The 26,143-nt window shown below is 44.7% G+C and carries 27 protein-coding genes; 15 read left to right on the top strand and 12 right to left on the bottom strand.

Annotated elements, in window-relative coordinates; all coding sequences use genetic code 11:
- Nucleotides 1–14: 14 nt before the first annotated feature.
- From HYU97_00495 to HYU97_00485, 3 genes are read right to left on the bottom strand one after another with little or no spacing between them, the layout of a single operon-like run.
- The gene (locus HYU97_00495; protein ID MBI2335231.1) at nt 15–383 is read right to left on the bottom strand and encodes a CbiX/SirB N-terminal domain-containing protein; all 369 of its coding nucleotides are present in this window, start codon (nt 381–383) and stop codon (nt 15–17) included.
- Between the two features lie 4 nt (nt 384–387).
- Complete coding sequence (locus HYU97_00490) at nt 388–654, bottom strand: hypothetical protein (protein MBI2335230.1); 267 nt, start codon at nt 652–654, stop codon at nt 388–390.
- Complete coding sequence (locus HYU97_00485; protein ID MBI2335229.1) at nt 638–916, bottom strand: BrnT family toxin; 279 nt, start codon at nt 914–916, stop codon at nt 638–640. The genes HYU97_00490 and HYU97_00485 overlap by 17 nt, the downstream gene beginning before the upstream one ends.
- Before the next feature lie 158 nt (nt 917–1,074).
- Between HYU97_00485 and HYU97_00480 the strand changes: the two genes are divergently transcribed.
- Nucleotides 1,075–2,091, top strand: a complete 1,017-nt coding sequence (locus tag HYU97_00480; protein MBI2335228.1) for a hypothetical protein — start codon at nt 1,075–1,077, stop codon at nt 2,089–2,091.
- 99 nt (nt 2,092–2,190) lie between these two features.
- Here HYU97_00480 and HYU97_00475 read toward each other — a convergent pair whose 3' ends face one another.
- The gene (locus HYU97_00475; protein MBI2335227.1) at nt 2,191–2,592 is read right to left on the bottom strand and encodes a hypothetical protein; all 402 of its coding nucleotides are present in this window, start codon (nt 2,590–2,592) and stop codon (nt 2,191–2,193) included.
- A gap of 265 nt (nt 2,593–2,857) precedes the next feature.
- Here HYU97_00475 and HYU97_00470 point away from each other — a divergent pair, with 265 nt between their 5' ends.
- The gene (locus tag HYU97_00470; GenBank protein MBI2335226.1) at nt 2,858–3,541 is read left to right on the top strand and encodes a hypothetical protein; all 684 of its coding nucleotides are present in this window, start codon (nt 2,858–2,860) and stop codon (nt 3,539–3,541) included.
- A 6-nt stretch (nt 3,542–3,547) separates the two neighbouring features.
- On the opposite strand, the gene HYU97_00465 is transcribed toward HYU97_00470, so the two are convergent.
- From HYU97_00465 to HYU97_00455, 3 genes are read right to left on the bottom strand one after another with little or no spacing between them, the layout of a single operon-like run.
- The gene (locus tag HYU97_00465; protein ID MBI2335225.1) at nt 3,548–3,997 is read right to left on the bottom strand and encodes a tRNA (cytidine(34)-2'-O)-methyltransferase; all 450 of its coding nucleotides are present in this window, start codon (nt 3,995–3,997) and stop codon (nt 3,548–3,550) included.
- Between the two features lie 5 nt (nt 3,998–4,002).
- Nucleotides 4,003–4,785 carry a hypothetical protein gene (locus HYU97_00460; protein ID MBI2335224.1) on the bottom strand — a complete coding sequence of 261 codons (783 nt, stop codon included), beginning with the start codon at nt 4,783–4,785 and terminating at the stop codon, nt 4,003–4,005.
- A gap of 17 nt (nt 4,786–4,802) precedes the next feature.
- On the bottom strand, nt 4,803–5,615 hold the full coding sequence (locus HYU97_00455) for an SDR family NAD(P)-dependent oxidoreductase (protein ID MBI2335223.1): 813 nt from the start codon (nt 5,613–5,615) through the stop codon (nt 4,803–4,805).
- A 339-nt stretch (nt 5,616–5,954) separates the two neighbouring features.
- Between HYU97_00455 and HYU97_00450 the strand changes: the two genes are divergently transcribed.
- The 4 genes from HYU97_00450 to HYU97_00435 all read left to right on the top strand — a co-directional run bounded on the left by HYU97_00450 (nt 5,955) and on the right by HYU97_00435 (nt 13,309).
- Entirely contained in the window at nt 5,955–6,635 is a 681-nt protein-coding gene (locus tag HYU97_00450) for an outer membrane lipoprotein carrier protein LolA (GenBank protein ID MBI2335222.1), read from the top strand.
- A gap of 8 nt (nt 6,636–6,643) precedes the next feature.
- Nucleotides 6,644–7,129, top strand: coding sequence for a YajQ family cyclic di-GMP-binding protein (locus tag HYU97_00445; protein MBI2335221.1), 486 nt, complete (start codon nt 6,644–6,646; stop codon nt 7,127–7,129).
- Between the two features lie 191 nt (nt 7,130–7,320).
- Nucleotides 7,321–11,871, top strand: a complete 4,551-nt coding sequence (gltB, locus tag HYU97_00440; GenBank protein MBI2335220.1) for a glutamate synthase large subunit — start codon at nt 7,321–7,323, stop codon at nt 11,869–11,871.
- 4 nt (nt 11,872–11,875) lie between these two features.
- Complete coding sequence (locus HYU97_00435; protein MBI2335219.1) at nt 11,876–13,309, top strand: glutamate synthase subunit beta; 1,434 nt, start codon at nt 11,876–11,878, stop codon at nt 13,307–13,309.
- Here HYU97_00435 and HYU97_00430 read toward each other — a convergent pair.
- Complete coding sequence (locus HYU97_00430) at nt 13,304–13,462, bottom strand: hypothetical protein (GenBank protein MBI2335218.1); 159 nt, start codon at nt 13,460–13,462, stop codon at nt 13,304–13,306. The genes HYU97_00435 and HYU97_00430 overlap by 6 nt on opposite strands.
- A gap of 221 nt (nt 13,463–13,683) precedes the next feature.
- Here HYU97_00430 and rimO point away from each other — a divergent pair, with 221 nt between their 5' ends.
- From rimO to HYU97_00400, 6 genes are all read left to right on the top strand, one after another.
- Nucleotides 13,684–15,057, top strand: a complete 1,374-nt coding sequence (gene rimO, locus HYU97_00425; protein MBI2335217.1) for a 30S ribosomal protein S12 methylthiotransferase RimO — start codon at nt 13,684–13,686, stop codon at nt 15,055–15,057.
- 139 nt (nt 15,058–15,196) lie between these two features.
- On the top strand, nt 15,197–16,234 hold the full coding sequence (locus tag HYU97_00420) for a hypothetical protein (GenBank protein ID MBI2335216.1): 1,038 nt from the start codon (nt 15,197–15,199) through the stop codon (nt 16,232–16,234).
- A gap of 300 nt (nt 16,235–16,534) precedes the next feature.
- Entirely contained in the window at nt 16,535–17,413 is an 879-nt protein-coding gene (locus HYU97_00415; GenBank protein ID MBI2335215.1) for a transketolase, read from the top strand.
- Nucleotides 17,413–18,336 carry a transketolase family protein gene (locus tag HYU97_00410; GenBank protein ID MBI2335214.1) on the top strand — a complete coding sequence of 308 codons (924 nt, stop codon included), beginning with the start codon at nt 17,413–17,415 and terminating at the stop codon, nt 18,334–18,336. Before HYU97_00415 ends, HYU97_00410 begins: the two co-directional genes overlap by 1 nt.
- 116 nt (nt 18,337–18,452) lie before the next feature.
- Nucleotides 18,453–19,673, top strand: coding sequence for a S41 family peptidase (locus tag HYU97_00405; protein MBI2335213.1), 1,221 nt, complete (start codon nt 18,453–18,455; stop codon nt 19,671–19,673).
- Nucleotides 19,663–20,010, top strand: a complete 348-nt coding sequence (locus HYU97_00400; GenBank protein MBI2335212.1) for a DUF971 domain-containing protein — start codon at nt 19,663–19,665, stop codon at nt 20,008–20,010. The genes HYU97_00405 and HYU97_00400 overlap by 11 nt, the downstream gene beginning before the upstream one ends.
- A gap of 20 nt (nt 20,011–20,030) precedes the next feature.
- Here the strand turns inward: HYU97_00400 and HYU97_00395 are convergent, their stop codons facing one another.
- Both HYU97_00395 and HYU97_00390 read right to left on the bottom strand, forming a co-directional pair.
- Nucleotides 20,031–21,203: a DUF1343 domain-containing protein gene (locus HYU97_00395; GenBank protein ID MBI2335211.1), complete on the bottom strand. Its 1,173-nt coding sequence runs from the start codon at nt 21,201–21,203 to the stop codon at nt 20,031–20,033.
- Nucleotides 21,200–22,225: a hypothetical protein gene (locus HYU97_00390; GenBank protein MBI2335210.1), complete on the bottom strand. Its 1,026-nt coding sequence runs from the start codon at nt 22,223–22,225 to the stop codon at nt 21,200–21,202. The genes HYU97_00395 and HYU97_00390 overlap by 4 nt, the downstream gene beginning before the upstream one ends.
- Before the next feature lie 156 nt (nt 22,226–22,381).
- Here HYU97_00390 and HYU97_00385 point away from each other — a divergent pair, with 156 nt between their 5' ends.
- The gene (locus HYU97_00385) at nt 22,382–22,783 is read left to right on the top strand and encodes a hypothetical protein (GenBank protein ID MBI2335209.1); all 402 of its coding nucleotides are present in this window, start codon (nt 22,382–22,384) and stop codon (nt 22,781–22,783) included.
- Between the two features lie 15 nt (nt 22,784–22,798).
- On the opposite strand, the gene HYU97_00380 is transcribed toward HYU97_00385, so the two are convergent.
- Nucleotides 22,799–23,596 carry an undecaprenyl-diphosphate phosphatase gene (locus HYU97_00380; GenBank protein MBI2335208.1) on the bottom strand — a complete coding sequence of 266 codons (798 nt, stop codon included), beginning with the start codon at nt 23,594–23,596 and terminating at the stop codon, nt 22,799–22,801.
- A 194-nt stretch (nt 23,597–23,790) separates the two neighbouring features.
- Between HYU97_00380 and HYU97_00375 the strand changes: the two genes are divergently transcribed.
- Entirely contained in the window at nt 23,791–24,012 is a 222-nt protein-coding gene (locus HYU97_00375) for a hypothetical protein (protein MBI2335207.1), read from the top strand.
- A 103-nt stretch (nt 24,013–24,115) separates the two neighbouring features.
- Here the strand turns inward: HYU97_00375 and HYU97_00370 are convergent, their stop codons facing one another.
- Complete coding sequence (locus tag HYU97_00370) at nt 24,116–25,018, bottom strand: DUF882 domain-containing protein (GenBank protein MBI2335206.1); 903 nt, start codon at nt 25,016–25,018, stop codon at nt 24,116–24,118.
- 106 nt (nt 25,019–25,124) lie between these two features.
- On the opposite strand from HYU97_00370, the gene HYU97_00365 reads away from it, so the two are divergent.
- Nucleotides 25,125–26,143, top strand: a 1,019-nt coding sequence (locus tag HYU97_00365) for a hypothetical protein (GenBank protein ID MBI2335205.1), incomplete at its 3' end; no start/stop codon positions are given.

The raw sequence follows: 26,143 nt of genomic DNA, 5'->3' as shown, positions 1-26,143 counted from the left end.
AGACTTTGTTTCAACTAATCTTTTAGCATTTCAATCAGTGTTTTAATTAAATCAGGGTGGGAGCCGAAGATGGGGGAAATTTCGATTTTGACGCTCGGGTATTGTTTTTGTTTAAGCGCAACAATTTTCGGAATGTCTTCTTGGCTGTGGCGCCCCTCTACCAGAAAATAGAGGAAGAGTTTAATGCTTTCAGCCTGCCCTGCCACGGCTTGGTCAATGGCCTCGGGGATTGAAGGTGAGGCTAGGTCTAAAAAGGCAGCGATGATTTTGGATTTACCAAGCTTTTGCTGCAAAAATTTGGCTAAATCAACCATGGCAGTATTGGCAGTTTTCAGTCGAGAGCCGTGGCTTACTAATAAAATCCATTGCGATGAGTTTTTCATGATCTTAAGCTACTTTTTTAAAAACAGCCTTTTCAAGTTTTTCTATTCTAGTCAAAATGCCAACGGGTTTTCCAAATAATGTATTTCGTAAGAGTTGGTTTAAGATGGATTGGTATTTCCCGCCCATCTGCCTGGCCATGCCCTGTAGGCTTTGCAAAACATCTTGATCAAGATAGGTCGTAATTCTTACTTTGGCCTTAGCTAGATCAGTTTTGGATAAAATAGGACGGGCAATCTTTTTAAGTTTCGTTGGATCAGGTATTTTTTTCATAAAATTTTCTCCATTTTCGCCAATAAGCAGCACCAAAAATACGGATCACTTTTTTTCGCCACGGATATCTCACTGTTAATACGCACCCTTGATAGGTTTTACCAACAGCATAATAACGATCTTCTTCACTAGAATGAGATTCATCTTCAAGGTGGATAACCTTAGGATCTGTAAACACCTGCAAAGCCTCATCAAAGGTAACCCCATGTTTTTGAATATTCTGGAGCTCCTTTTCAAAATCCCACTCAAAAGTGTATGTCATATGTTATTATATGTATAAATATGTATATTACAAGCCTTAAAACGTAGATAAATATTTTATAAAAATAACGCAACTTGTCATAGGCTTGTACGAAATAAGTGTTTGCGCTCGCCACTCGCCTTATTTCTCTTGCCCCAATTTAAGCCTGGGAGAAAATTATGGTTCGACCGACATTAGATATTGTAACGATTGGTCAATGTAATCCAAACATCGAAACTGCAAGTGATGCCTGTACCCTCAATGGTTCAATGGACGCTATTTTTGAAGCCCCCTTTGGGGACATGGGGGTAGAGCACCTTGTACTTAAAGATTTGAATTTATTGTTATCTTTTGAAGTAGGCTTTGGCGAAGATTTGCCCGAAGGCTATTTGCTGGGCACCAATGGGGACTTTGTGGGTGAGCTCGATGAAACGGTTCGCCGTTACGAAGCAGCCTTAGGTTACAAAGCACATGGCGCTGATTTTAAGTTGGGGATTACCGACCCTGCTCGTTATATTTTTCCTTCGAATACCACTCGTGATGAAAATCGTTTGTTTTTAAATGGTGGTATTTGGCGGCCTAGAACCTTTCAACTACCGGCCTCACTCGTTATGCCTGGGTTTGGGGGGAGCTATGATGCCGATTTTCTGATCGTAGCTGCTGGTTTTGGCTGGGATGCCTTTGGTTCCCAAGATGTGATGAGCTTTGCCCGTTTGGGGGTGCCTTGGGCTCGCGGTTCGCATTGGGAAGGAGCAATTCATTTTGTCGTTGTGAATACTCACGGCAGCACTCTCGATGAAGAAAATCAAGTTAATGTGCCCCATGGCGGCACGACGGTGGGTGGTTTTATCGAGCAACAATTGGGTGAGCATATGCGTTTTGGCCTCCAATTAGGGTATATTTTTGATGAAGCCAACAAAGATTCTTTTGGTCTCAGCCCGCAATTATTAGGTGTTTTTGGTGAGAATGTTTTTGGCTTTGCCTACGCCTATGATCAAGGGGACACTTTGATCCCAAATGCAGAAACCGGTGAAGGTGAAGAGGGGCATGTGCAAGCCGTTGAGTTTTTTTATCGCCGCGATGTTCAGGTAGGTGAAGAAGTTAAGTTGGGTCTTACCGCTGGGTTACAAACCTTGTTTCAACCTAACACCGATGTGGCTTGGGTCCCAGGCGCAAGAATTTTTGCCCTATGGTAGATTGTAGAATCAATGGGGGAGGAAGAGATTTCCTCCCCATCGATTCCAAGGAGGGCTACCGGGTGATTGCCCCGAAATAAACTCTAAGGTCTCTTAAGTTCAAGCGTCGTGGATATAGCCCAAAATTCCACCATACACCGCATAGGCCGCCAGTGTGCCTACCGCTGTGGCAGCAGATCCCAAAAAGAATCCAAGGTGAAGCGCTGGCGCAATGGCAACAACGCTTACCAGCCACATCATTACGCCATACAGAATCCCAGCGCGATACGATGTGCCCGGAAGCCGCCCATGAAAGGCCCGACTGTAAAGTACCGCCATGATGACCCCAGCGCCAAAGAACGCGAGGTAACCATAAAGGGTATTTTGCCCAAACCGATCACTAAAGGTGTTAACCCAAAAGTGAATGGGTAGGCTGAAATGTCGGCCCAACAGGGTAAAGACTGCCATGGCTAAGGTTGCCAAGAACCCCGCTACCATTAATTTAGTAAAAGACTTCGACATACTTACCTCCTCCACCAGCAAAGTCTCTGACGCAACCCGTCACGTAACTTGCTGATTCTATTCTATTATATTAAAATTATCGGAAATCTCAATAGACGAATTGCCAGCAAATATGCATGAATATTGTATTTGCTGCAACATGTCTATAATTATGCCTGAGAAAGCAATGAGTTATAAGAAAGGCATCAGCAAGATTTTAAAAAACAAATTCTTTTTACCTTTTTGTAAATTACCCTTATAATGAAAATTCAAAAGGGGGTATGCTATGAAGAATTTTCTGGGTTTCTTGGCCTTATTATTGATTTTTAATCCTTTGGCCTATGGGGAAGAAAAAATTCCTAAAAAAGTTATCATTGATTCAAAAACAATCCAAAAGGGTACTAATCCCGTAAAAGTTAAAGTGGGTATCCCAAAAAATTGTGCTTATCCCACAATAGTCCAAGATGGGAGTTGCAAAACTCCACCTCCACCTCCACCTCCACCGCCTCCACCTCCCATCCCTGAGCTGGGTGCGTGTAAAGATGTTAAGGCACCGGTTGAAGAATGCCCTGGGGTTATTAAAGTAGGTCCAGGTAAAACCTATGAGCATACTTACGATGCCTTTGTCGAAGGTCATCAAAACTGTCCTTTAACGGTAATCTCTTATGGTGAAGGCGATACAAGAATTACGACTGGGCATATGAATGATAGTGTCAAAGTAAGAGGGGATGGAGCGCATCTCATCAATACCTGCGAAGGCGATGACGAAGTCCGTGCGGGTGGAGGGGTGGCTGAAATTTGGACGTCCCAGGGTCAAGACAGCATACAAACTCACGGTGGGGGCAGCGTGATTCATACCGGAGAAGATGGTGATGAGGTTGAAGCTAACGATGGGGCAAAAGATGTGATTTATACGCATGGGGAGGGTGATACGATTGATGCCGATCCCAACGATGAAATTCATCCTTAGGGGTCTCTAAAATTTCTTAATTTGGCGAAGGGCTTCATAAAGCACGATGCCTACAGCGGTTGATAGGTTCAGGCTACGAATGGGTCCGTACATGGGAATGGTGTAAACGTGTTCAGCATATTTTTTTAATAGTGAGGCGGGCAGGCCTTGGGTTTCAGAACCAAAGATTAAAAAATCATTCGCAGTATAAGTTGCTTGGGTGTAAGGGCGTTGCCCTTTCGTAGAATAAAAAAACATGCGTTGGGGCTGAGTGTTTTTTAAAAAATGCTCAAAATTGTCGTGGTAAAAACAAGTAAGGTCTTTCCAATAATCGAGCCCGGCACGTTTTAATTCTTTATCACCAATCGAAAAACCTAAAGGCCCAATTAAATGTAAAATTGTTTGGGTGCCCACACAGAGGCGAGCAATATTACCAGTGTTGGGTGGAATTTTGGGTTGGTGAAGGACAATGGGCATGAATCTTAGATGTCCATTTCTAGTGTGAAGATCCAATTGTTAAACAACAAATCTTGTATGGTGAGGCCGCCATTCACATAAACTCGTGTGCCAACCCTTAATTGGTTTTCGAAAAGATGATAAGTTAAGGCAATTTCAGTTAACAAATCTTCAGGGCGCAGTTCTTTGTTAACGGTCGAACTTTGAATCATAGGAAACTTTGATTGAATCAGTAGTGTCGAGTCAAAGTAAGCGAAAGAAAAATCAAGGTTTCCCCCCACCAAGAAGCCAGCGTCAATGGCGAAGGATTTATTTTCTTCCGCAGAAGAATTCTTTTTTTGCAAGTAGTCGGCATAGCCTCCGGTAATTAAACGCAGTTTCCAATCAGGTCGGGTGAGAAAAAAATCCTCTGGCAATACAGCACGCATTGCCGTGACCACCTGCTCCGTTGCCCATTGGTTGAGAGGTTCGTGGCTCCAAGTAAGGGTGGCTGAATGTAAGGTGTCGTGGATTCGGTCAGCACCCACATAGCGTAAAGTAATTTGATCGAAACTGCTTTTGAAGGTCAATCCCTTATTGGCTATGTTACCAAGATCGGCAGAATCTGTTTGAGGAATAGAAGGAAACATTAGGAGAGACAATTGAGTGTCGGTGGGTTGATCAATGAGTAAGAAAAAATCGGGATGAGACTCGGGTTGTGCAGGAGGCACGGGACTGGCTTTACAAGGATCAAAGGGGTCTTGAAAAATCATTTCGTCTGTAGAACGTGTCGTGGGCAATTTTTGACAGGGGATAGGAGGGTCAGCCATAGAAAGACCTCTAGATTTTAACTATAGTTACGACGATAAAAACGCGACAATATCCAATCGACCAAACGGGGCGCGATAAAATTCATGCCCCGGACCCAAGGGTTGGTGAAGTTGATAAAATGTTCGCGCGATCCTTTTAAATAAGCTCGATAGGTCTTGCGGGCGACCTTATCAGGGCTATCCGAAAAACGTTTGTTAGCCGGGGTGGGTTGCCAACCGCGCTCAATGGCATTTTCTGAAAAAGGTGTATTGGTAACACCTGGGTAAATATTCAAGCAATGAATCCCTAAAGATTTAAGTTCAGGGCGGATCGATTCAACCAAACCATTGAGGGCAAACTTGCTGGCACAATAAATACTCATGAGCGGCACCCCACGGTGGCCGGCAATTGAAGAGGTATTAATGATCGTGGCTTTGGATCGGCCCGATAAAAAAGGGGTGAATTTTTGAATGAGATCTACACAGGCAAAAAAGTTAAGTTCGAACAATTTTCGTATTGAATCAAAATCGTTTTTCACTAAAGGCCCATAAATGCCCATGCCTGCATTGTTGATCAAGACATGCAAATCTTGAAAGTAAGTGGTAAACCAATCTAAAAGGGCTTGCCTACCTGAGGCTGAAGTTAGATCGGTTGCAAAATAATCAGCCTTCGCGCATTTCCCTTGTAGGCTTGAGGCAAGCTTTTTTAATTTGTCTTCACTGCGGGCCACTAAAATTAAATGATGATTGGGTTTGGCAAAGGCCTTGGCAAGGCTTGCACCAATCCCCATAGAGGCGCCGGTGATGAGAATTATTTTAGTTAAAGCCATAATTTTAACACTATCATACATATATGGATCCCGGATCCCCGGCTCGCTGGCCGGGGCAGGCTTGGTCCGGGATGACGTAGCGCCGTCATGCCGGACGAGCCTGCCCCGGACTTGATCCGGGGATCCAGCATCCATTCATTCACACTCGCAATGACAATGGTGTTGTGTTAAAAGATAATTCAAATGATATCAAGAGGCATATTAACCGTCCCATCATAGTATAGACATCTGACTTCAGCTCATGGCCTGCGACTGCGTCAGATTTCGCAAAAAGTGCTCAACGTAGCTATAGCTACGCCTTCGCGCTTTTTGCTCATCTTCCTTGTCTCGGCTCATGATCTTATGTCATATGTCCATACTATGATGGGACGGTTAATAAATTTTTTTTTATTCATGGGCTTGATGTTTTGCAGTTTTACTCTTGATGCCGAAACCTCAGTTGAGTTGGGTAAAAACGTGCAAAGGGTTTATGAGGGTATTCAAGACATGACTTTTTCTTTTGAGCAAACCACCTATATTGAATCTTTAGAAAAAGAGATTAACAAAACCGGCAAATCCCAACTCAAACGCCAAAATAAATTTAAGATCGAATACACCGGCCCCCGTGGCAGGATTTATTTGGCCAATGGCAAGAAGATTTGGTTTTACCAACCCGGCGATACTCAAGTGAGTGTGGTTAAGATGAATCGTGCTAATCTAACCCCCGAGGCCTTGAGTTTTTTAGGGGGCTTGGGTAACCTGACTCGCGAATTTAAAATTGACAACCTCGATCAAAAAACCTTTAAGCAAGTGCTGGGCTTAGACTCTAAGTTGAAGTGGTTAAAGCTTACCCCCCTGAATCCCGATACTTCTTTTCAAGAAATTTGGATGGGTTTTGAGGGCAAAAGTTATTTAACTAGGCAAGCCGTTTTTTTTAACAAATCGGGGAATCGCACCCAATATTTTTTTAGAGACATTGCCTTTAATTCTGGTATTGCGGACGAGGTGTTTGAATTTAAAGAAAAGGGAGTTAAAGAGATTAATCGCAATTCTATTGATTAGGAGCCCCTATGCCATCCTTTGATGCAGTGTCTGAAGTCAACAACCAGGAACTTGATAATGCCGTGAATCAAGCGATCAAAGAAATTCAAAATCGCTATGATTTTAAGGGTTCTAAAACCCAAATCACTTTAGAAAAAGATAAAATCGTCATTATCAGTGACGATGATTATAAATTAAAGGCAGTCAAAGATATTGTATTGGCTAAAGCCGTGAAACGTAGCATTGCCCCCAATGCCTTAGAATTTGGCACGCCCGAGGGGGCCAGTGGTGGCACCTTACGTTGTGAAGTCAAAATTCTACAAGGGATTCCTACCGAAAAGGCCAAGGCCTTGGTGAAAAAAATCAAAGACGCAGGGCTTAAAGTTCAAGCCCAAATCTTAGAAGAAAAACTAAGGGTGACAGGCAAGAAAAAAGATGATTTGCAAGAAGTGATGGCCTTGTTGCGCACCAATGAATTAAATGTGCCACTCCAGTTTAATAATTTTAAGGATTAATTCGTCATTACTGTCATTGCGAGCAGCAGCGAAGCAATCTCTCGTAATGTGTGAGATTGCTTCACCCCTAAAAGGGGTTCGCAATGACAGTAATGACAGCCTCGATCGTGGAATTTAGCCTTGAAAACGTCCCACAAAGGGGAGTAAACAAACGAGTTCCCCAATTTTTGGAATTAGTTGAGGTATGAGTCATGCATCCTATTCAGGAAGAGCTGAAAAATCATGGGCTTTATGACCCAAGCTTCGAACACGAAGCTTGTGGGGTGGGCTTTGTGGTCAACATGAAGGGTGGCAAATCTCATAAGATTGTTACCGATGGGGTGCAAATTTTATTAAATCTTGCCCACCGTGGGGCCTGTGGTTGTGACCCTAAAACCGGTGATGGGGCGGGCATTCTTATTCAAATCCCGCATCGCCTTTTCAAGGCACAAGAAAAGGCCTTGGGGTTTTCTTTGCCGGAACCTGGCAACTATGCCGTGGGCATGCTCTTCTTGCCCCAAGATCCCAAAGAGCGTGCGCAATGCGAGCAAATTTTAACAAATATTATTCAAGAAGAAGGGCAGGTCTTGCTGGGTTTTAGAGATGTGCCAACCGATAATTCTGATTTGGGCAAAGAGTCTAAAGCCGTCGAGCCGGTGGTTCGCCAGGCCTTTATTCAAAACAAATCGCCAAATCTTGGGCAAGATGCCTTTGAACGCAAACTCTATTTAATTTCTAAACGGGCTGAGCACGAAATCCATGGTTCTACTTTAAAACAAGCTAAATTATTTTTTATCGTGAGCCTAAGCAGTCGCACCTTGGTTTACAAAGGCATGTTGTTGGCCGATCAACTTAAGGACTACTTCCCAGATCTTGAAAATCCAGCGTTAGAAAGCGCCTTAGCCTTGGTGCACTCGCGATTTAGCACCAACACATTTCCCGCTTGGGGCTTGGCCCACCCTTATCGTTATTTGGCTCACAATGGTGAAATTAACACCTTAAAGGGTAATCGCAATTGGATGGCTACTCGCCAACAAATGTTTCAGTCAGAATATTTTGGCGCAGACATCAAAAAATTATTTCCCATCATTACTCCCGATGGCAGCGATTCATTTTCGTTAGATAATGCCCTCGAACTTCTCCATATGGGAGGGCGAAGCTTGCCTCATGCGATGCTGATGCTCATCCCCGAGGCATGGCAAGGTAATCCTGGTATGGATCCTAAAAAGAGAAATTTTTACGAATACCATGCCACCACGATGGAACCGTGGGATGGGCCAGCCTGTGTGGCCTTTACCGATGGGCAGGTGATTGGCGCGGTGTTAGACCGCAACGGGCTTAGACCTTCGCGGTTCATGGTAACAAGCGATGATGTTTTGATTATGGCCTCCGAAACCGGGGTTTTAGATATTCCCGATGAAAAGGTGGTGCAAAAGGGGAGGCTCCAACCTGGCAAAATGTTGTTGGTTGATATTGCCAAAGGTCGATTGGTGAGTGACGAAGAAATTAAACAAGAACTGGCGCAAAGCCATCCTTATGATGAATGGGTCCGTCAGGTTGTGGATTTTAAAGATCTGCCTGCGGCAAAACAAAGTGGCGCTCCAACCGATTTTAACAGTTTACTGACTCGGCAAAAGATTTTTGGTTACACCACCGAAGATTTACGCATGATCCTCCAGCCCATGGTAGAAGCAGGTCAGGAGCCTATTGGTTCTATGGGCACCGACACGCCCATTGCGGTTTTGTCAGACCAAGCCCCGTTGCTTTTTTGGTATTTTAAACAACTCTTTGCGCAAGTGACGAATCCGCCCATCGATCCCATTCGCGAAGAATTGGTGATGTCGCTCGTTGGCTATTTAGGTTCAGAGGGGAATTTGCTGGATGTGGGTTCTAGTCATTGTCATCGGATTCGTTTGAAAGAACCACTGTTGTTTAACCCGGATCTTGAGAAATTGCGTGAAGTAGCTACTAATGGGTTTAAGTCTAAAGCCTTACCCATTTTGTTTGAAAAAAATGACGATGCTAAAATACTTCATAAAAATCTTAGAGAAGCCTTGGCGAATTTGTTTGCTCAAGCCAAACGCGCTATTTTGGAAGAAAAGTGTAATCTCATTATCATCAGTGACCGAGGCGCTGATGCAAAGCATATCCCCATTCCTTCTCTGTTAGCAACCTCAGGGCTGCATCATTTTCTCATTCAGGAGCGTTTGCGTACTTACTGTTCTATCATTGTTGAGAGCGGCGAGCCACGCGAAGTGTCGCATTTTGCCTTGCTCATTGGTTATGGTGCCAATGCCATCAATCCTTATTTGGCTTTAGAATCTTTAGAAGATCTGCAACGCGAAGGTTACTTAGATCCTAAATATAAAACCCCAGAAATTTTTGAAAAATACCGTAAGGCGGTTAATAAGGGTTTATATAAAGTTTTTTCTAAAATGGGCATCTCGACTTTTCAAAGTTATAATGGTGCCCAGATCTTTGAGGCCATTGGTTTAAATCGCTCAGTGATCGATCAATATTTTACGGGCACTATTTCTCGTTTAGAAGGCGTGGGTCTTGAGGTGCTGGCCAAAGAGGCTTATTTGCGCCACCGTGTGGCCTATCCCCAAGTGGCTATGAATGTCGCTGAACTTCCGGTGGGTGGGCAATACCATTTTCGGGTTCGCGGTGAATATCATTCTTGGAATCCTGAGAGTGTGGCGATCATGCAACGGGCCGTGCGAGAAAATCGTTATGAAACTTTCAAGACATTTTCACAGATCATCAATGAGCAAAATCAACATCTTTGCACCTTACGGGGTTTGTTAAAATTTAAACCGCAAAAATCAATTCCTTTAGCAGAGGTTGAACCGGTTAGTGAAATTGTCAAACGTTTTGCCACGGGTGCCATGTCTTTTGGCAGCATTAGCAAAGAAGCCCACGAAACTTTAGCGATTGCGATGAATCGCATCGGCGGCAAAAGCAATACCGGTGAGGGTGGGGAAGAACCCGAAAGATTTATTCCCTTACCCAATGGTGATTCGAGACGTAGTGCCATTAAGCAAGTGGCCAGCGGGCGTTTTGGTGTAACCACCCATTATTTAGTGAATGCCGATGAGTTGCAAATTAAAATGGCTCAGGGTGCAAAGCCTGGCGAAGGGGGTCAGTTGCCGGGCCACAAAGTTGATCGGGTCATTGCACGAACTCGCTATTCAACCCCGGGGGTTGGGCTTATTTCGCCACCCCCGCATCACGATATTTACTCGATTGAAGATTTAGCTCAGCTTATTTTTGATTTGAAAAATGTCAATCCTCAAGCGCGCATTACGGTAAAATTAGTGGCGGAATCAGGAGTAGGGACGGTCGCGGCTGGCGTGGCCAAGGCTCATGCCGACATGATTTTAATTTCAGGCTACGATGGTGGTACCGGAGCAAGCCCGCTTTCTTCGATCAAGCACGCAGGGATTCCCTGGGAAATTGGTTTAGCCGAAACCCAACAAATTTTAGTTGCACAAAATTTGCGTAGCCGAACCGCCATTCAAACCGATGGCCAATTAAAAACCGGCCGTGATGTGATCATTGCAACTTTGTTAGGGGCCGAAGAGTTTGGTTTTGCCACGGCACCGCTCGTGGCTACCGGTTGTATTTTGATGCGCAAATGCCATCTCAATACTTGCCCCGTGGGCATTGCCACACAAAATCCTGAATTAAGGAAAAAATTTACCGGGACCCCTGAGCACGTCATTAATTATTTCTTTTTTGTAGCAGAAGAAATTCGAGAACTGATGGCTCAATTGGGTTTTCGCCGCTTGGTGGATATGGTGGGAAGAACCGATGTGTTAGATGTTGACGCAGCGGTTAATCATTGGAAGGCAAGAGGTCTTGATTTAAGCCCAGTGCTCTATCGCCCGCGTGCAGCCAGTGAGGTGGGCACCCATTGTCAGATGAAACAAGACCATGGCATCGACAAAATTTTAGATCATGAACTTATTGCCAAGGCCCAACCCGCCATTGAAAAGGGTGAATTTGTGCAGTGGGAAATGCCCATCCGTAACATCCATCGTACCACGGGTGCCATGCTCAGTGGAATTTTAGCCAAAAAATATGGGCCGCAAGGGCTACCCGATGCAACCATCAAAGTTAAATTCAAAGGTTCGGCCGGCCAAAGTTTTGGGGCTTTTTTAATGAGCGGGGTTGAATTTACGGTTGAAGGCGATACCAACGATTATATGGGCAAGGGTTTGTTTGGGGGCCGCATTATTGTTTATCCACCTAAAGATTCGAAGTTTGTGCCTGAACAAAATATTATTGTGGGCAATGTGCTATTGTATGGTGCTATCCGTGGAGAGGCCTTTATTCGTGGCTTAGCGGGCGAGCGTTTTTGTGTGCGCAACTCAGGGGCCACGGCCATTGTCGAAGGATTAGGCGATCATGGTTGTGAATATATGACGGGTGGTCGCGTGGTAGTGATTGGCCCGGTGGGGCGTAATTTTGCAGCGGGCATGAGTGGTGGGGTCGCTTATGTGTTAGATGAGCAGGGGGATTTTCGCTCAAAATGTAACTTGGAATTGGTAGCGTTAGAAACCCTTGATAGTAACGATGAAAAATTTGTGAAACAGCTTATCATGCGTCATGAGCAATATACTGACAGCACAGTGGCAAAAAGAATTTTAAAAGATTGGGATCATTACCTAGCGAAGTTTTTGAAGGTCATGCCCACCGACTATAAGCTGGCCTTAAAAGAACTAGAAGAAGAAGGCGAGACAGATACAAAGGTGGCTTAAAGCAATGGGAAAGTTAACAGGATTTTTAGAATTTCCAAGGGAATTACCCCCTGAAGAGCCGGCCAAACAACGGGTCAAGCACTACCACGAGTTTGCTCAAAAATTATCCGAAGAAAAAATTCGCGAGCAAGGGGCACGTTGTATGGATTGTGGCATTCCCTTTTGCCACACCGGTTGCCCGCTGGGTAATATTATCCCTGAGTGGAACGATTTAGTTTATCGCAACGAATGGGAAGAGGCCTCCATTCGTTTACATTCCACCAATAATTTCCCGGAAGTTACCGGGCGGGTCTGCCCCGCACCTTGCGAAACCGCTTGTGTGTTGGGAATTATTGAACCGCCGGTGACCATCAAAAATATTGAAAAATCTATTGCCGACAAAGCCTTTGGTTTAGGCATCATTAAACCCGTGCTGCCTATCCGTAAAACGGGCAAAAAAGTGGCCGTGATTGGTTCGGGGCCTGCGGGGTTAGCTTGTGCTCAGCAATTGGCCAGGGCTGGCCATGATGTGACCGTGTTTGAAAAAAGCGATCGGATTGGTGGTTTATTACGTTATGGGATCCCCGATTTTAAAATGGAAAAGGCCATCATCGATCGTCGCATGGCCCAAATGCAAAAAGAAGGGGTACAATTTAAAACCAATGTTCATATTGGGGCGCAACTCAAGGCCGATGAATTAAAAAAGCAGTTTGACGCCGTGGTATTGGCCATGGGGGCCGAAGCTCCTCGCGAATTGCATATTCCAGGCCGAGACTTGCCCGGGGTTCATTTAGCCATGGATTACTTAACCCAAAATAATAAACGCGTTGCTGGTGATAAGCTTGATACTGCTCAAGCCATCTTCGCCAAAGACAAAGTTGTGATTGTCATTGGAGGCGGCGATACCGGTTCGGATTGTGTGGGTACTGCCAACCGTCAGGGTGCCAAAGAAGTTCATCAGTTTGAAATTATGTCGCGGCCACCCGAAGCCCGTGATCCCAGCACTCCCTGGCCTTATTGGCCTTATATGTTGCGTACTTCTTCTTCCCAAGAAGAGGGTTGCGAGCGACAATGGAGTTTGTTGACCAAAAAATTCTCAGGGGAGGCCAAAGTCGAAAAGTTGCATGGGGTTAAAGTCGAGATGAAAAAAGATGCTTCGGGCAAAATGCAATTGGTAGAAATCCCAGGGAGCGAATTTGAAATAAAAGCCGATCTCGTGTTGCTTGCCATGGGTTTTGTGTCGCCCGTTAAGAACGGGTTACTTGAGCAGCTCGGGGTGCAATACAATGAAAAAAGTGCAGTGAAAATCAACAGTCAACGCATGACATCCGTTCCAGGAGTTTTTGCAGCTGGCGATGTATCGCGGGGGGCATCACTCGTGGTATGGGCCATTGCCGATGGGCGCCAAACTGCCCGTGAAGTAGACAAATACCTCATGGGTTCCACCGACCTCTTATAATAATACTGTCATTGCGAGCGAGCCCCATTGGCGAGCGTGGCAATCTTCCTTTTTATTCTTCATTTCATCTGCAAATAGAGTCACGTCTTTTTGAAGTAGGCTCAAAACCACTGGAGAACTCGCGCCCGGTCGGCCTAGAAGGGCCTCTGTCATTGCGAACCCCTTTAGGGGTGAAGCAATCTTCAATTTTAAAATGTTGGAGATTGCCACGCTCGCAAACGATGCTCGCTCGCAATGACAGAGACCCTCATAGGCCGACCGGGCGCGGGCTCTCCATTGGCCTCTCCCTACCTCGAAAAGACTTCGCACAAATATTTCTCAATTTCATTTCCGCATCTTGACGTGCGAAAATCTTTTTGTAAGAGTTCTGCATCATGCCAAGTGTAAGTTCTTCGACAAAAAAACCTTCCGTGTGTTTGGTAACCTTGGGGTGCTCCAAAAATCTTGTCGATTCTGAAATGATGTTGGGGTTTTTAAAACAAGAAGGGTTTCATCTTTCTACTCAGCCCGAAAAGAGCGATGTAATTGTGGTGAATACCTGTGGTTTTGTCGAAGATTCCAAACGCGAATCGATCAATCAAATTTTAGAAATGGCAGAACACAAAGCTAAAGGGCGAGCTAAACTATTGGTGGCTTCGGGGTGTTTAACGCAGCGCTATTTAAAAGAGCTCGAGTTAGAAATTCCCGAAGTAGATTTATTTGTGGGCTTGGGTGAGTTTAATAAAATTGGCAAATTGCTCAAACAAAAATTGGGCGGCAGTGAAATTATTGCTCGCAGTTATGTAAGCGATAAGCAAATTTTGCCTGACCCTGATGCCCCCAGGGTTTTATCAACCCCGCGGCATTACGCTTACGTGAAAGTTTCTGAAGGTTGCAATCATCGCTGTAGTTTTTGCGTGATTCCTCATATTCGTGGCAATTTACGCAGCCGCCCCATCGATTCAATTGTAGAAGACATGCGCCGTCAGCATGCAATGGGGGTCAAAGAATTTAATTTTATCGCCCAAGATTTAAACGAGTATGGTTTTGATTTAAAAGACCAAACCAATCTCACACGTCTCATTGCTGAAGTTGAAAAAATTCCCGGCAAATTTTGGGTGCGATTTCATTATATGTATCCGTTAGAATTTACCGGCCCACTTATTGAAGCCATCAAAAATTCTTCTAAAGTTGTTCCCTACATTGATATGCCCTTGCAACATGTGAGTGATCGCATTTTGCTTTCTATGAAGCGAGGCTCAGGTTCTCGTTACATTCGCCAATTATTGGCCAAACTTAATCAGGCCATTCCTGAAATTACATTGCGCACCACTTTTATTGTGGGTTATCCGGGCGAAACCGAAACCGAGTTTCAAGAACTTTTAGATTTTATCAATGAAGGGCATTTTGCACACGTGGGTGCTTTCAAATATTCCGATGAAGAAACCACTGCTGCAGCCAAATTACCCGGTCGTATTCCCGACGAAGTCAAACAAGAGCGCTACACTCAGCTTATGCAGGCGCAAAGCGACATTTCATTGGCTAAAAATCGTGAAAAGGTAGGCAAAGTTTTTGAAGTGCTTTCCGAAGGCGTAAGCCCCGAGCACGAATGGGTCATGCAAGCCCGCTTAACCTGTCAAGCCCCTGAGGTTGATGGGGTGACCTATCTTTCGGAATGTGTGCCTGGTTCAGCCCAACAAGGCGAATTTCTTAAGGTCAAAATCACCGAAGCCCATGAATATGATCTGGTCGCCCAACCTGTCTCTTAAAATATAAATAAAATCAAATACTTAACACTAACAACTTGCCTTAACCCCAGGTAATCTTTAGAATACTTATACGTCATCCCGGCCTTGAGCCGGGATCCAGGCGTTTTAAATTTTATGGGGCACCTTAAAGGGGGTTAGCGTGAAAGGGTCAAATTATTTCCGATTTTCTTTAGTCTTAGCAGCTTTAATCCTACAAATAACAATTAATGGTTCTATCGGTTGTGGCGGTGGCACCACAACGACTGGCAGCACCGGTTGTACCGATTGCGATTTCTTTGTCGTTGAAAATTTTGATGGAACTGCTGATGCGGGCAAACTTTCGCGAGTTGACCCCAGCGTTCCGAGTAAAGAAACCGTAGTGAGTGGCCTCACCAACCCCATTGATTTTGTGGTGGCAACCAGTAGCTATGGCTATTTATCCGCTTGCCCCGGTGCCCTTGATGGCACGAGTGGAGGGCAAGTATGGCGGGTGGACTTTGAAACTAATACCAAAGTCACTGTTGCCGATACCACCTCTCTTGTTTGTCCTAAAGGAATTGATGTTCAAGCCAATATTACGGGTACTAATTATGGTTGTAGCGCAACCGTGCAAGACGTGGTTCTCATTGCCGATGAAGGTCCCACGGATGGCGGTACCATTTGGGCATTATGTGTTACTGATGCAGAGCTTCATGGGATTGTAGCCAGTTCGGTTTTAGAAAATCCACGAGGCGTTGCTTTTCAATCAGAGAGTGTCTTTGTGGCTGTAGGCAAACAACCCAGCGATTCCACCGTGGGGGGCTTAACACAGTACAACGTTGCAACGCTTACCGCAGATCTTCTCTCCGATTCCAATTCATGTCTTGGTGCAACCTGTTATTCTTCCAACCTCAAAGATATGACCATCGATTCCAACGGAAGTATTCTTATTGTCGATGCCAACCTAACGGGTGTTGATGGGATGATTTTTAGACACGTATCAGGTACCGGCACGGCTCTGGTGCAAGACGGCCTCGATAATCCCCGAGATATTTTGCCGACTGGCAAAGAAAATTATCCTTATTTTATTACCGAATACACTCAAGGCAGTGTGATGAATTGCCCATTATTGACAGGTTTATCAACCTCGACATGTTCAAATCTTTTGGGTAGCTCAGTGAGCCTGGATCACCCCGAAGGTATTGCTGACGTGCCATAAAATAAATAGTCTGTCATTGCGAGCAATGTCATCCCCCGGCTTGACCGGGGGACCCATGATGCCGAGCGTGGCAATCTTCCTTTTTATTCTGCCAATTTTCGTCACGTCTTTCTGAATCGGGCAGAGACTCCCTCAACCACAGCGAAGTGGTTTCGGGTAGCCTCTTCCCGCTTCAGAAAGACTTCGTGCAATTAATGATAATGCTATCCATGTCATTGCGAGCGCAGCAGGGCGAAGCAATCTCCTACCTCCTAAAATAATTATTTACCTAAAAATTTAGGCAGGTTAAGACTGCCTTCCATGCAAATTTCCAAAGCCCGCATCGACGAACTCAAAGAAATCGCCCGCCACTTAAGGATCGATTGTCTTAAAATGCTTCATAAGGCCAAGAGCGGTCATACCGGTGGGCCGCTAGGCATTATGGATATGATGACGGCGTTGTATTTTGAAGTCATGCGGCAAGATCCAAAAAATCCCACTTGGCCCGATCGCGATCGTTTTATCTTAAGCAATGGCCACACTTGTCCTGCCCTTTATGTTATTTTGGCCAAGCTTGGGTATTTCCCAGCAGACGAGCTCAGTCATCTACGTCAATTAGGTTCTGCCTTGCAGGGCCACCCTAAGCTTAAAGTGGAGTGGGGCATTGAAATGTCAACGGGTTCTTTGGGCCAAGGCATGTCGGTTGGCAATGGCCTTGCCTTGGCGGCTAAACTTGATCGCAAAGACTATACGGTTTATTCCATGCACTCCGATGGTGAGGCCCAAGAAGGGATGTTTTGGGAAGGTGCCATGTTCGCAGGTTTTAGAAAACTCGACAACCGCATTTGCCTACTCGATTGGAACAACATTCAGATCGACGGTTACAACGATCAAATCAAAGACGTTTCTCCCTTAGATGAAAAATTACAGGCCTTTGGTTTTCATGTGCAAGTGATTGATGGCCACGATATGGCACAAATTCTGTCAGCATTGACCGAGGCCAAACAAATCAAAGGCAAACCTAAAATGATCGTAGCCAAAACTATTTTAGGCAAAGGGGTTTCAATTTTTGAAAATAAACCTAAGTATCATGGCGTAACCCCGAGCGATGAAGAATTAAAAATTGCCTTAAAGGAATTATCTTGTCATCGCGAGGAGCCCGTAGGGCGACGTGGCGATCTCAAATTAGGAGAAATTTAATGGAAATCGCAACCCGCGACGCCTATGGCAAAACATTAGCTGAAATTGGGGCAGAAGATCCGCGGATTATTGTGCTCGATGCTGATTTGTCTTGTTCCACCAAAACACAAATCTTTGCGCAAAAATTTCCCGAACGTTTTTTTAATATGGGGGTGGCTGAGCAAGACATGATGGGCACGGCAGCCGGGTTAGCCCTAGCTGGCAAAATTCCCTTTGCCTCAACCTTTGCGGTCTTTGCAACCGGGCGGGCTTGGGAAGTCGTGCGTAATTCAATCGCTTACCCTAAGTTAAATGTAAAAATTTGTGCTTCACATGCTGGCCTAACGGTGGGTGAAGATGGGGCGAGCCATCAAGCCATTGCTGATGTGGCTCTCATGCGCGCCATCCCTAATATGACTGTCTTAGTTCCATCGGATGGCCCTGAAACCGAAGCCATGATTCGAAAGATCGTTGATTATCCCGGGCCTGTGTATGTGCGCTTAGGCCGAGCCAAAGTGCCCGTGATTCATGAAGGGGGTTGCGATTTTTCCATTGGCAAGGGTCAAGTGTTGCGGGAGGGCAAAGATTTTGCCATAGTAGCAACGGGTTTAATGGTGGCCTATGCCTTGCAAGTGGCTAAAAATTTAAGTCAGCGGGGCATTGAAGCAACGGTGGTGAACATGTCAACCATCAAACCCATCGATGAAGCGTTACTAAAACAATTGGCCCAAAAATTTTCTTTGTTGGTGACCGTAGAAGAACATTCGATTATCGGTGGTTTAGGCTCAGCTGTAGCTGAAACACTCTCCGAAGTTCAACCCGTAAAAATTAAGCGTATCGGAGTGCGTGATCAATTTGGTCAATCAGGCACTTATCAAGATGTATTGCATTATTATCAACTAGATCCCGAAGGAATTGAAAAACAAATTTTAGCGGTCTTATGACATTTGTCATTGCGAGCCCAACGGGCGTGGCAATCTCACCGGTTATACACGGAAAGATTGCGGAGCCTGCCCTGAGGTTTTACGAAGGGTCTCCTCGCAATGACAAGAGAGAGTTCATGAAAAAAATCATTCTTCAATTGTTATTAATTTGTTCTATTAGCGTTCCCCCTTTAGCCCACGCTATTCCCTCTAAACTCTACGAGCCACTCTCTCTCTTCGCCAAAATTTTATATTTAGTCGAGAGCGATTATGTTGAACCCGTCGATGAGCAAAAGCTCATCGAGGGTGCCATTCAAGGCATGCTCAACTCCCTCGATCCACATTCAATTTATTTATCTCCGGAATACTTTAAAGAACTACAAGTCGATACCACAGGAAAGTTTGGTGGTATTGGCATTGAGCTGGGTAGCAAAAATAATATTTTAACAGTCGTTTCCCCCATTGAAGATACTCCAGCCTTCCGTTCGGGGATTAAAGCAGGTGACAAAATTATTCGCATTAACGGCAAGAGCACCAAAAATATGCCCATTCAAGAGGCCGTGCGTTTGTTGCGAGGGCCGCAGGGTTCCAAGATTACTTTAACCATTTATCGCGAAGGCGCCCCCGACTTCAAAGAAATCCACATTACCCGCGAAATTATTCGCATTAAAAGCGTCAAGTTTGAAAAATTGGAAAATGGGATTGGATTGATTCGTTTGGTGGCCTTTCAAACCGATACAACTTCTGAACTCAAGCGGGCCTTAAATGAACTCAAAACGCGAGATAGTGATTTTAAAGGATTGATTTTAGATTTGCGCAACAACCCAGGCGGTCTTTTAGAACAGGCCGTACAAGTGTCCGATTTATTTTTAACCTCAGGCGTTATTGTTTCAACCAAGGGTAGGCGACAACCCGAAGAAGTGCATGCTGCGGTGGCCGAAGATACTGAGCCCCATTATCCCATCGTGATTTTGATCAACAAAGGTTCAGCCTCGGCCTCTGAAATTTTGGCTGGGGCCTTGCAAGACCACAAACGAGCGACCATCATTGGCGAAACTTCTTTTGGTAAGGGGAGTGTGCAAACGGTCATTGAGTTGGAAGGTCAACGTGGTTTGAAACTCACCATCGCTAAATATTATACCCCCAGCGGCAAATCGATTCATGGCATAGGCATCAAGCCTAATTTTTATGTCACCAATCCTAAAGAATTTGAACAAGCCGTAGAAACCCAACCCCAAACTAAGTTAGACCAGCAACGCCTTGCCGCCATTGCCTATCTTACAACTCACAAAATTCCCAGAGAATGGGTGAGCAAAGCCCCCAAAGGCAAGAAGAATCACGACGATAATGGTGAGTAGTGACATTGTGAACCCTAAAAAGATCACACGAGAAAATTATTCATTAAAAATCGAATGGGCCGATGGGCATCAAAGTGAATTAACGGTGAGTTACCTGCGCCGCAAGTGCCCATGCGCTCAATGTAAGCAACTGCGTGGAGCATCTCATGATGGTACCATCGAAATAGACGAACATTTAACAGAACCAATCCATTTCAAATCTTATCAACGCGTAGGCCATTACGCCTTGCAGTTTGAATTTTCCGATGGGCATAAAGATGGGATTTTTAGTTTCGACTATCTGCGCAAGCTTTGCATCTGCGATCACTGTCATCCCCGCGAAGGCGGGGACCCATGATGATGAAGCAATCTTCCACTTTAATAAAGTAAATATTTCTTCCGAACAGCTTTAAACTTTTCAATTTCTTCTCCAAACCCCGCACACATCTCCTTCAACGTAGCCCCTCGTTCAATTTGTTCACGAAACTCAAGCCCCCCCATTAACAAATCAATCGCTGGTTTATCTTCGACAAATTCATAGGCTCCTACGCGCCAGGCAAAATTTTTGGGCCACAAATCATGAATGGCTTTAATAACCGCCATCCCGGTTAGCAAAGGCAAAAATGAACGGCGCCGTGTCACATGGATTTGTGCGCCACCACAAACGACACCTGCATGTTTTTGAAATTGAGGTTTAAAAAAAGCCGGTCGAAATTTTACACTAGGTAATCGAAATTCGTTAAGCCGATTCACTAACTTTTGTGGGTCGATAAAAGGTGCACCAAAAATTTGAAAGGGCAGCGTGGTGCCTCGGCCTTCTGAAATTTCGGTGCCTTCTAATAAACACATGCCTGGATACACCACGGCGGTGTCTACTGTGGGCATGTTAGGGCTGGGCGCCACCCAGGGATAATCTAATTCATCAAAATAACGGCGCCGATGCCAACCCTTCATGGGTATTACGGTTAATTCACATTTCTTGTCATTGCGAGGCAAGCCCGCCGAAGCAATCTCAGTATTAAAAAATTGTGCCAGCTCTCCAATCGTCATTCCATGCCGGTTTGGCAGGTTATAGGCCCCGACAAAAGAATGATAACCAGGTTTAATTAAATTACCTTCTAGATGATGCCCGTTGATGGGATTAGGCCGATCCAACACACACACCTGCGTTTGGGTAAGGCTCGCCACTTCCATGCAAAAGGCCATGGTGTAAATAAAGGTGTAATACCGTGAGCCAACATCTTGCAGGTCAACCACTAAAACATCTAAATCTTCTAACCATTCTTTTTTGGGCCGCAACGAAGCTAAATCTTTGCCATACAAACTTTTGACTTCACAACTTTCCACCCCTTCCATGTCTTGGGCTTCACCATGCAGGCCATGTTCAGGGCCAAATAATCGCACCACATTAATATGTGCGGCTTTCAAAACTTCGATGGCGGAAAAGAGTTTTTTATTGATCGAGGCTGGGTGACAAAGCAATCCCACTCGTTTGCCAGGGAGTAATTTTGGAAATTGTTTCAACAAACGATCAAGGCCGGTGAGGATCATTGAAAAATTCCTAGTTTAAGATTTTGAGAACGATCGTTAAGCTCTAACCATTTTGCTGGTAAACTTTGATATTGAACATCTAATTTTGCAAGCCCGGTACGCAACAAGTGTTCTTGGAGGGTGCTGCCATCTTCGGCCATTACAATGGCGTGCGGTTCTTCAGAAGAATCCACTGGCTGTAAGGCTAAAAAAGACAATTTCTTACCGTGTACCCATGTTTGATTTAATTTTTGTAATTCATCGACAACTTTTTTTTCTTCATCAGGGCTATAGGGCACCAAAGCATAGAGCGGAAATTTTTGCACCAGGTCGGTAAAAATTTTATCAAATAAAGGGTCTTTTGCTTTTCGCATGACAAAAGAAAGATTCATTTGCGCATCAATATTTTTGCCGATGATCGTAGCAGGGGAGGGAGAAATTTCATGATTTAGTTGTTTAGCCAAGTGTAGATAAATGTCGTGACGAGCCTCGTAAGAATCTAGTTTGTAAGTACTTAGCATGAGTTCTTTGAATAAAAAGATGAAAGTATCATCGTCAAAATCTCGGGTCGTTTTTTTAAATTCACTTAAATTAGTTAACACATTTTCTAAATCGGTCTCAGCTTGGTTGTAAAGTTGTAGCACTTCATGATTAAGCCGCCGGTTGGTAAGCGTAGGTATATTTTCGGCATCCCGCAGATAGGTTTGCGTGGCGATGAGCAAAGAATTGGCACAATCAAAAAGTTGGTCAAACAAAAGTTGATCGGGCAATTGAGGGTCATCGAGACGCGCCAACATCCCTTGCAATATATTTTTAACCTCGTGTAAACGATCCCTGGCCTCTTGTAGCGAGGCATAGTCTTTCCCAAAACGATAAATTAAATCCCCCCGGTGATAATTCTGAAAGGCCTTAGCCAGGGTTAAAATTTCATGTTTCGTCATTTCAACTAAGGGGTTGGCTGGTTTTTTATAAAAAACGAAATAACCAATGCCTATGGCAATGATCAATCCAATAAAGAATAAACCTAGTGTCTTCTTTTTCATGTTTGTGGTGCAATCCATGTCATCCCGGGCTTGACCCGGGATCCATGATGATAAAGCAATCTTCCCTATCTTTAAAATTTCTTAACTACCCGAAACTTCTTGTTCTTAATGACGATAACAGGTTAGATGGTCAAGGCAAATTTATAGAGGGATCTTATGAAACTTATTAAAAATACAATGATTTTCCTGAGTCTCTTCGTGGGATTTAGTTTTACTTCCCATGCCCAAACCTACGGTTATTACGGAGGCTTCAACCCCTATCCGCTCGCTTATTATGGTGCCTACGGCCCCTCAATTTGGAGCCAAATGTCTAAAACCGATAAAGCCTATGTGGCCGTCAATACCTTCTTTAATACGGTTGATTATGCGGTTGGCACTTATCAACGCCACCAAGCCTTTGAACAACAACTCATGCAACGCAACCAACAAATCGAAGATTATAAAAGCATGCAAAATTACTATTACCAGGGCATCCCACCATTCAGCCCCTACACCCCTGCCGGTAAACCTCGTAATCCTAAAATTACCTGGGACGACGTAGAAAAAATTCGGCCTTAATGTCGTGTATCCTCGTCATTTTCCAAATACAAACACACCAATCAAGATAAGCACCGCAATCACCACCCGATAATACGCAAAGATCCGATAAGAATATTTCTGTATAAAATAAAGTAGATACTTAATTGCCAACATGCCTGATAACGCACTCATGATAATGGCAAGCGTGGCATTAAAATCGGGGTGAAAGTCTTTGAGCTTCAATACCACCGCGCCAGCGGTGATGGGGGTAGAGAGTAAAAAAGAAAACCGAGCTGCCGAAACCCGATCAATTTTTAACCCCCGTGCCATAGTGATGGTAATGCCCGATCGGCTTGTCCCTGGGATTAAGGCTAGCACTTGTGCAGTACCGATCAAGAGGCCATCTTTCAATTTCATATCTTTCATTGTTCTCGATTGCGGCAAGTAGCGATCGATTACCGCGAGCAAAATGCCGGCTAGAGCTAATTGGGTAGCAATGAGGATGGGGCTGCGGAAAATCGTTTCAGCATAATCTTCTAAACATAATCCCCCAATGACCCCTGGAATAGTAGAAAGAATAAGATACCAAATCATCTTTTCTTCGTAGCCATAATTTTTAGGATTTTTTTTAAGAGAACGCACCCAGGCCTGGCCTAATCTCCACCAATCTTTATAAAAATAGAGCAGCAAAGCCAGCAAGGTTCCAAAGTGCAGAGCGACATCAAAGGTGAGCCCCGGATCTTCAAAGTGCAATACCCAGGGCAATAAAATTAAGTGCCCCGAACTCGAAATAGGTAAAAATTCACTCAAACCCTGGATAATTCCCAGTAAAATGGCATGAAAAGGAGTCATGAAATCTTTAATAAATTCAAAATGTTATATTTGTAAAGCATAAAAAGTCACACAAAGCCAAGTTTACCCTTCAATCTATGCTTATTAGTTGTCATAATTACAGTTGTCGTCGTTCCCCTGTCATCCCGTCATCCCGGGCTTGACCCGGGATCCATGATGATGGGTATGGACTAAAAGCCGATAGGGAGATTCCAATGAAGAAAAAATTATTTCTTTTAGGTTTGAGTTTGTTCCTCTTAGGTGGAACCATAGCTTGCACCGAAGCTGAGCAACAGGTTACGCCACCCGACGATCACGATCAACAAAAAGTTGATAACAATGCACCAGATGGCAACGTGAACGTGTTACCCCCGGGCGTAAAACCAGAAGACGCCGGCCCCTCAACCGAAAGCGAAGATCCACTATTGAATTTATAATAGATGTCATTCTGAACCCAGCAGGGTGAAGAATCTTCCATTTCAGTCTTTCGTCATCCCGGGCTTGCCTGCCCTGGACCCCGATCCGGGGACCCGGGATCCATCATCTCCCAACCTCAAACACGTTCGAAACAATCTCCCCCGGCATCTTTGCATAATCACGCTTATTACAAAAAGTAATTTTGATTTGATATCGCCCAGCTTCCAATTTTTTTTCAGGCAAATGAATAGATAATTGCCTTCCCTCCGATCGATTCTTCAACGTCATACAAGCATTCAAGTTTGTCATATCACTTCGCAAATCAAGTTTAAGAGATTTATTTTTTGACTCTACCGTTACAGTTTTATTAACATCAATCGGATAATTAGTGACCCGCATAAATTGCAGATCAATTTTTTCACCCAAAAAATAAATATCTTGGGTGGTTTGAATGATAATTTTTTCATTTTCTTGTGGCGCTTGGGATTCTGTTTTCGAGGTGTTTTGATCCCACCAGCGCGCCGGGCCCGTATCAAGATGAAAATGCTGTGACCCGTAATATCCAATCCCACAACATTGCCAATCTCGCACGGTGGCAAATATTTTTTGCGAAGAAGCACCTTGCAAATATAAATCCGCCGCCGCCCCTTCAATATGCATGCTACTCATGGCCGCCAGTTTGCCTTTTTTTCGCAAGCTCTGATTTGCATTGGGGCTACGATACCCCGAGCGTATCGAGAAGGCCCCATGATTAAATTGCTCTTGCAAATAATCGAGCATTTCAATGAAACGCAGCGAAAGCCTTTCATAAGGCAGGGCCCAAGGCGCCCCAAAAGCCCGGTGAATTTCCTTTAACCCTGGTTCAAGATAATTCCCTTGCACATCCCGAAACCGAATCTTACGATCAAGCACCAAAACTCCATCCCCAGCATAAAAAAACCGGCTTTGCTTTATCGAAAAACCTTGAGCCGCTCCACTTATAAGTACAACTAAAAAAATAACGCAAATAAAGCGTATTTTAAACATGTACCCCCCTAGCAAAGCCGCCCCACAGAATCAATACAATGCCACAAAACCCCCTTGAGTCCCGCTATGGAACCATATATAGCAGGCAACGAGGGAGCAAAGTGCCATGTCAAGCCTATCATGTCATTCAGAGCCCAGCAGGGCGAAGAATCTTCCGTTTTACTTCTGTTTTCTTCTTCTTTTCTTCACTTCCTGCACCACCCCCTCAACACCCCATGACACCCTATCCATACCCATCCCCAGCCGATGGAGCCAAGACCTAAGCGCTCAAGCCACCCCCTGGCTAGCCGCCCAACTACGCGTTTACGAATTGCCCACCCAAACCAAAGTCCACGATACTACCATGCAGGTCGATGAAATCACCGGCACCGTCAAAGCAAAGAGCTTCAAACTCCCCGGCGGCAAGACGTATAAATTCATCATCGAGTTTCAATATTTAACCCCAGGCCAGCCAATCGCCTTTGCCTACGCTGAAGTAGAAAAAGAGATCGGCGATGGTAACCCCGAAACCGTAAGCTTCACCAGCTCAGACATTCGTTATGAAGTCGACAAACAAGACCCCAATATCAGCGCATCGATAAGCCAAGGCATTTTGCCCGATTTAGACCCCGACAACGATGGCTGGAGTACTTACCAAGAATTGAAAGACAAAGTCAGCCCAACCGATAAGACAAGCGTCCCCCAACCACCAACCCTCAAGATCAGCACCGATCCCCAGCAAGGGCCCGATCTCATCATCACCCTCGATGGCGAAGACAACGCGCATGTGGAAGACATGAAGCTCACGGACCCGATCTGCGGAGTTACGAAACTGAGCGAGGTAACGGGAAGCGCCAATGGCAAAGTGACGAAACAAATCATTTATCGTTTAGATCTATTGAGTGTGAACAAAGATTTAACAACCAGACTACTACAGGGAACCATTAGTGATGGGGTAACGACCATACAATCCACTGGCGTGGATAAACAATTTGATAAACCCAGCGGTAATGAAAATCGCCCAGCCTTTGTTTTTACAGAACCTGAAGAAAATGCCGAACTAGAAGGGACTATCCAATTAAAGGGCATTGCCTGTGGAAGAGAAGAAATCCTATCAATAGGGGTTACTGCCAATGGTGAAGAACT

The sequence above is a fragment of the Deltaproteobacteria bacterium genome, from assembly GCA_016183235.1.
In the GTDB taxonomy this organism is placed as follows: domain Bacteria; phylum UBA10199; class UBA10199; order DSSB01; family JACPFA01; genus JACPFA01.
The sequence above is the reverse complement of the archived record's forward strand: the minus strand, read 5'-3'. Positions and strand labels throughout refer to the sequence as shown.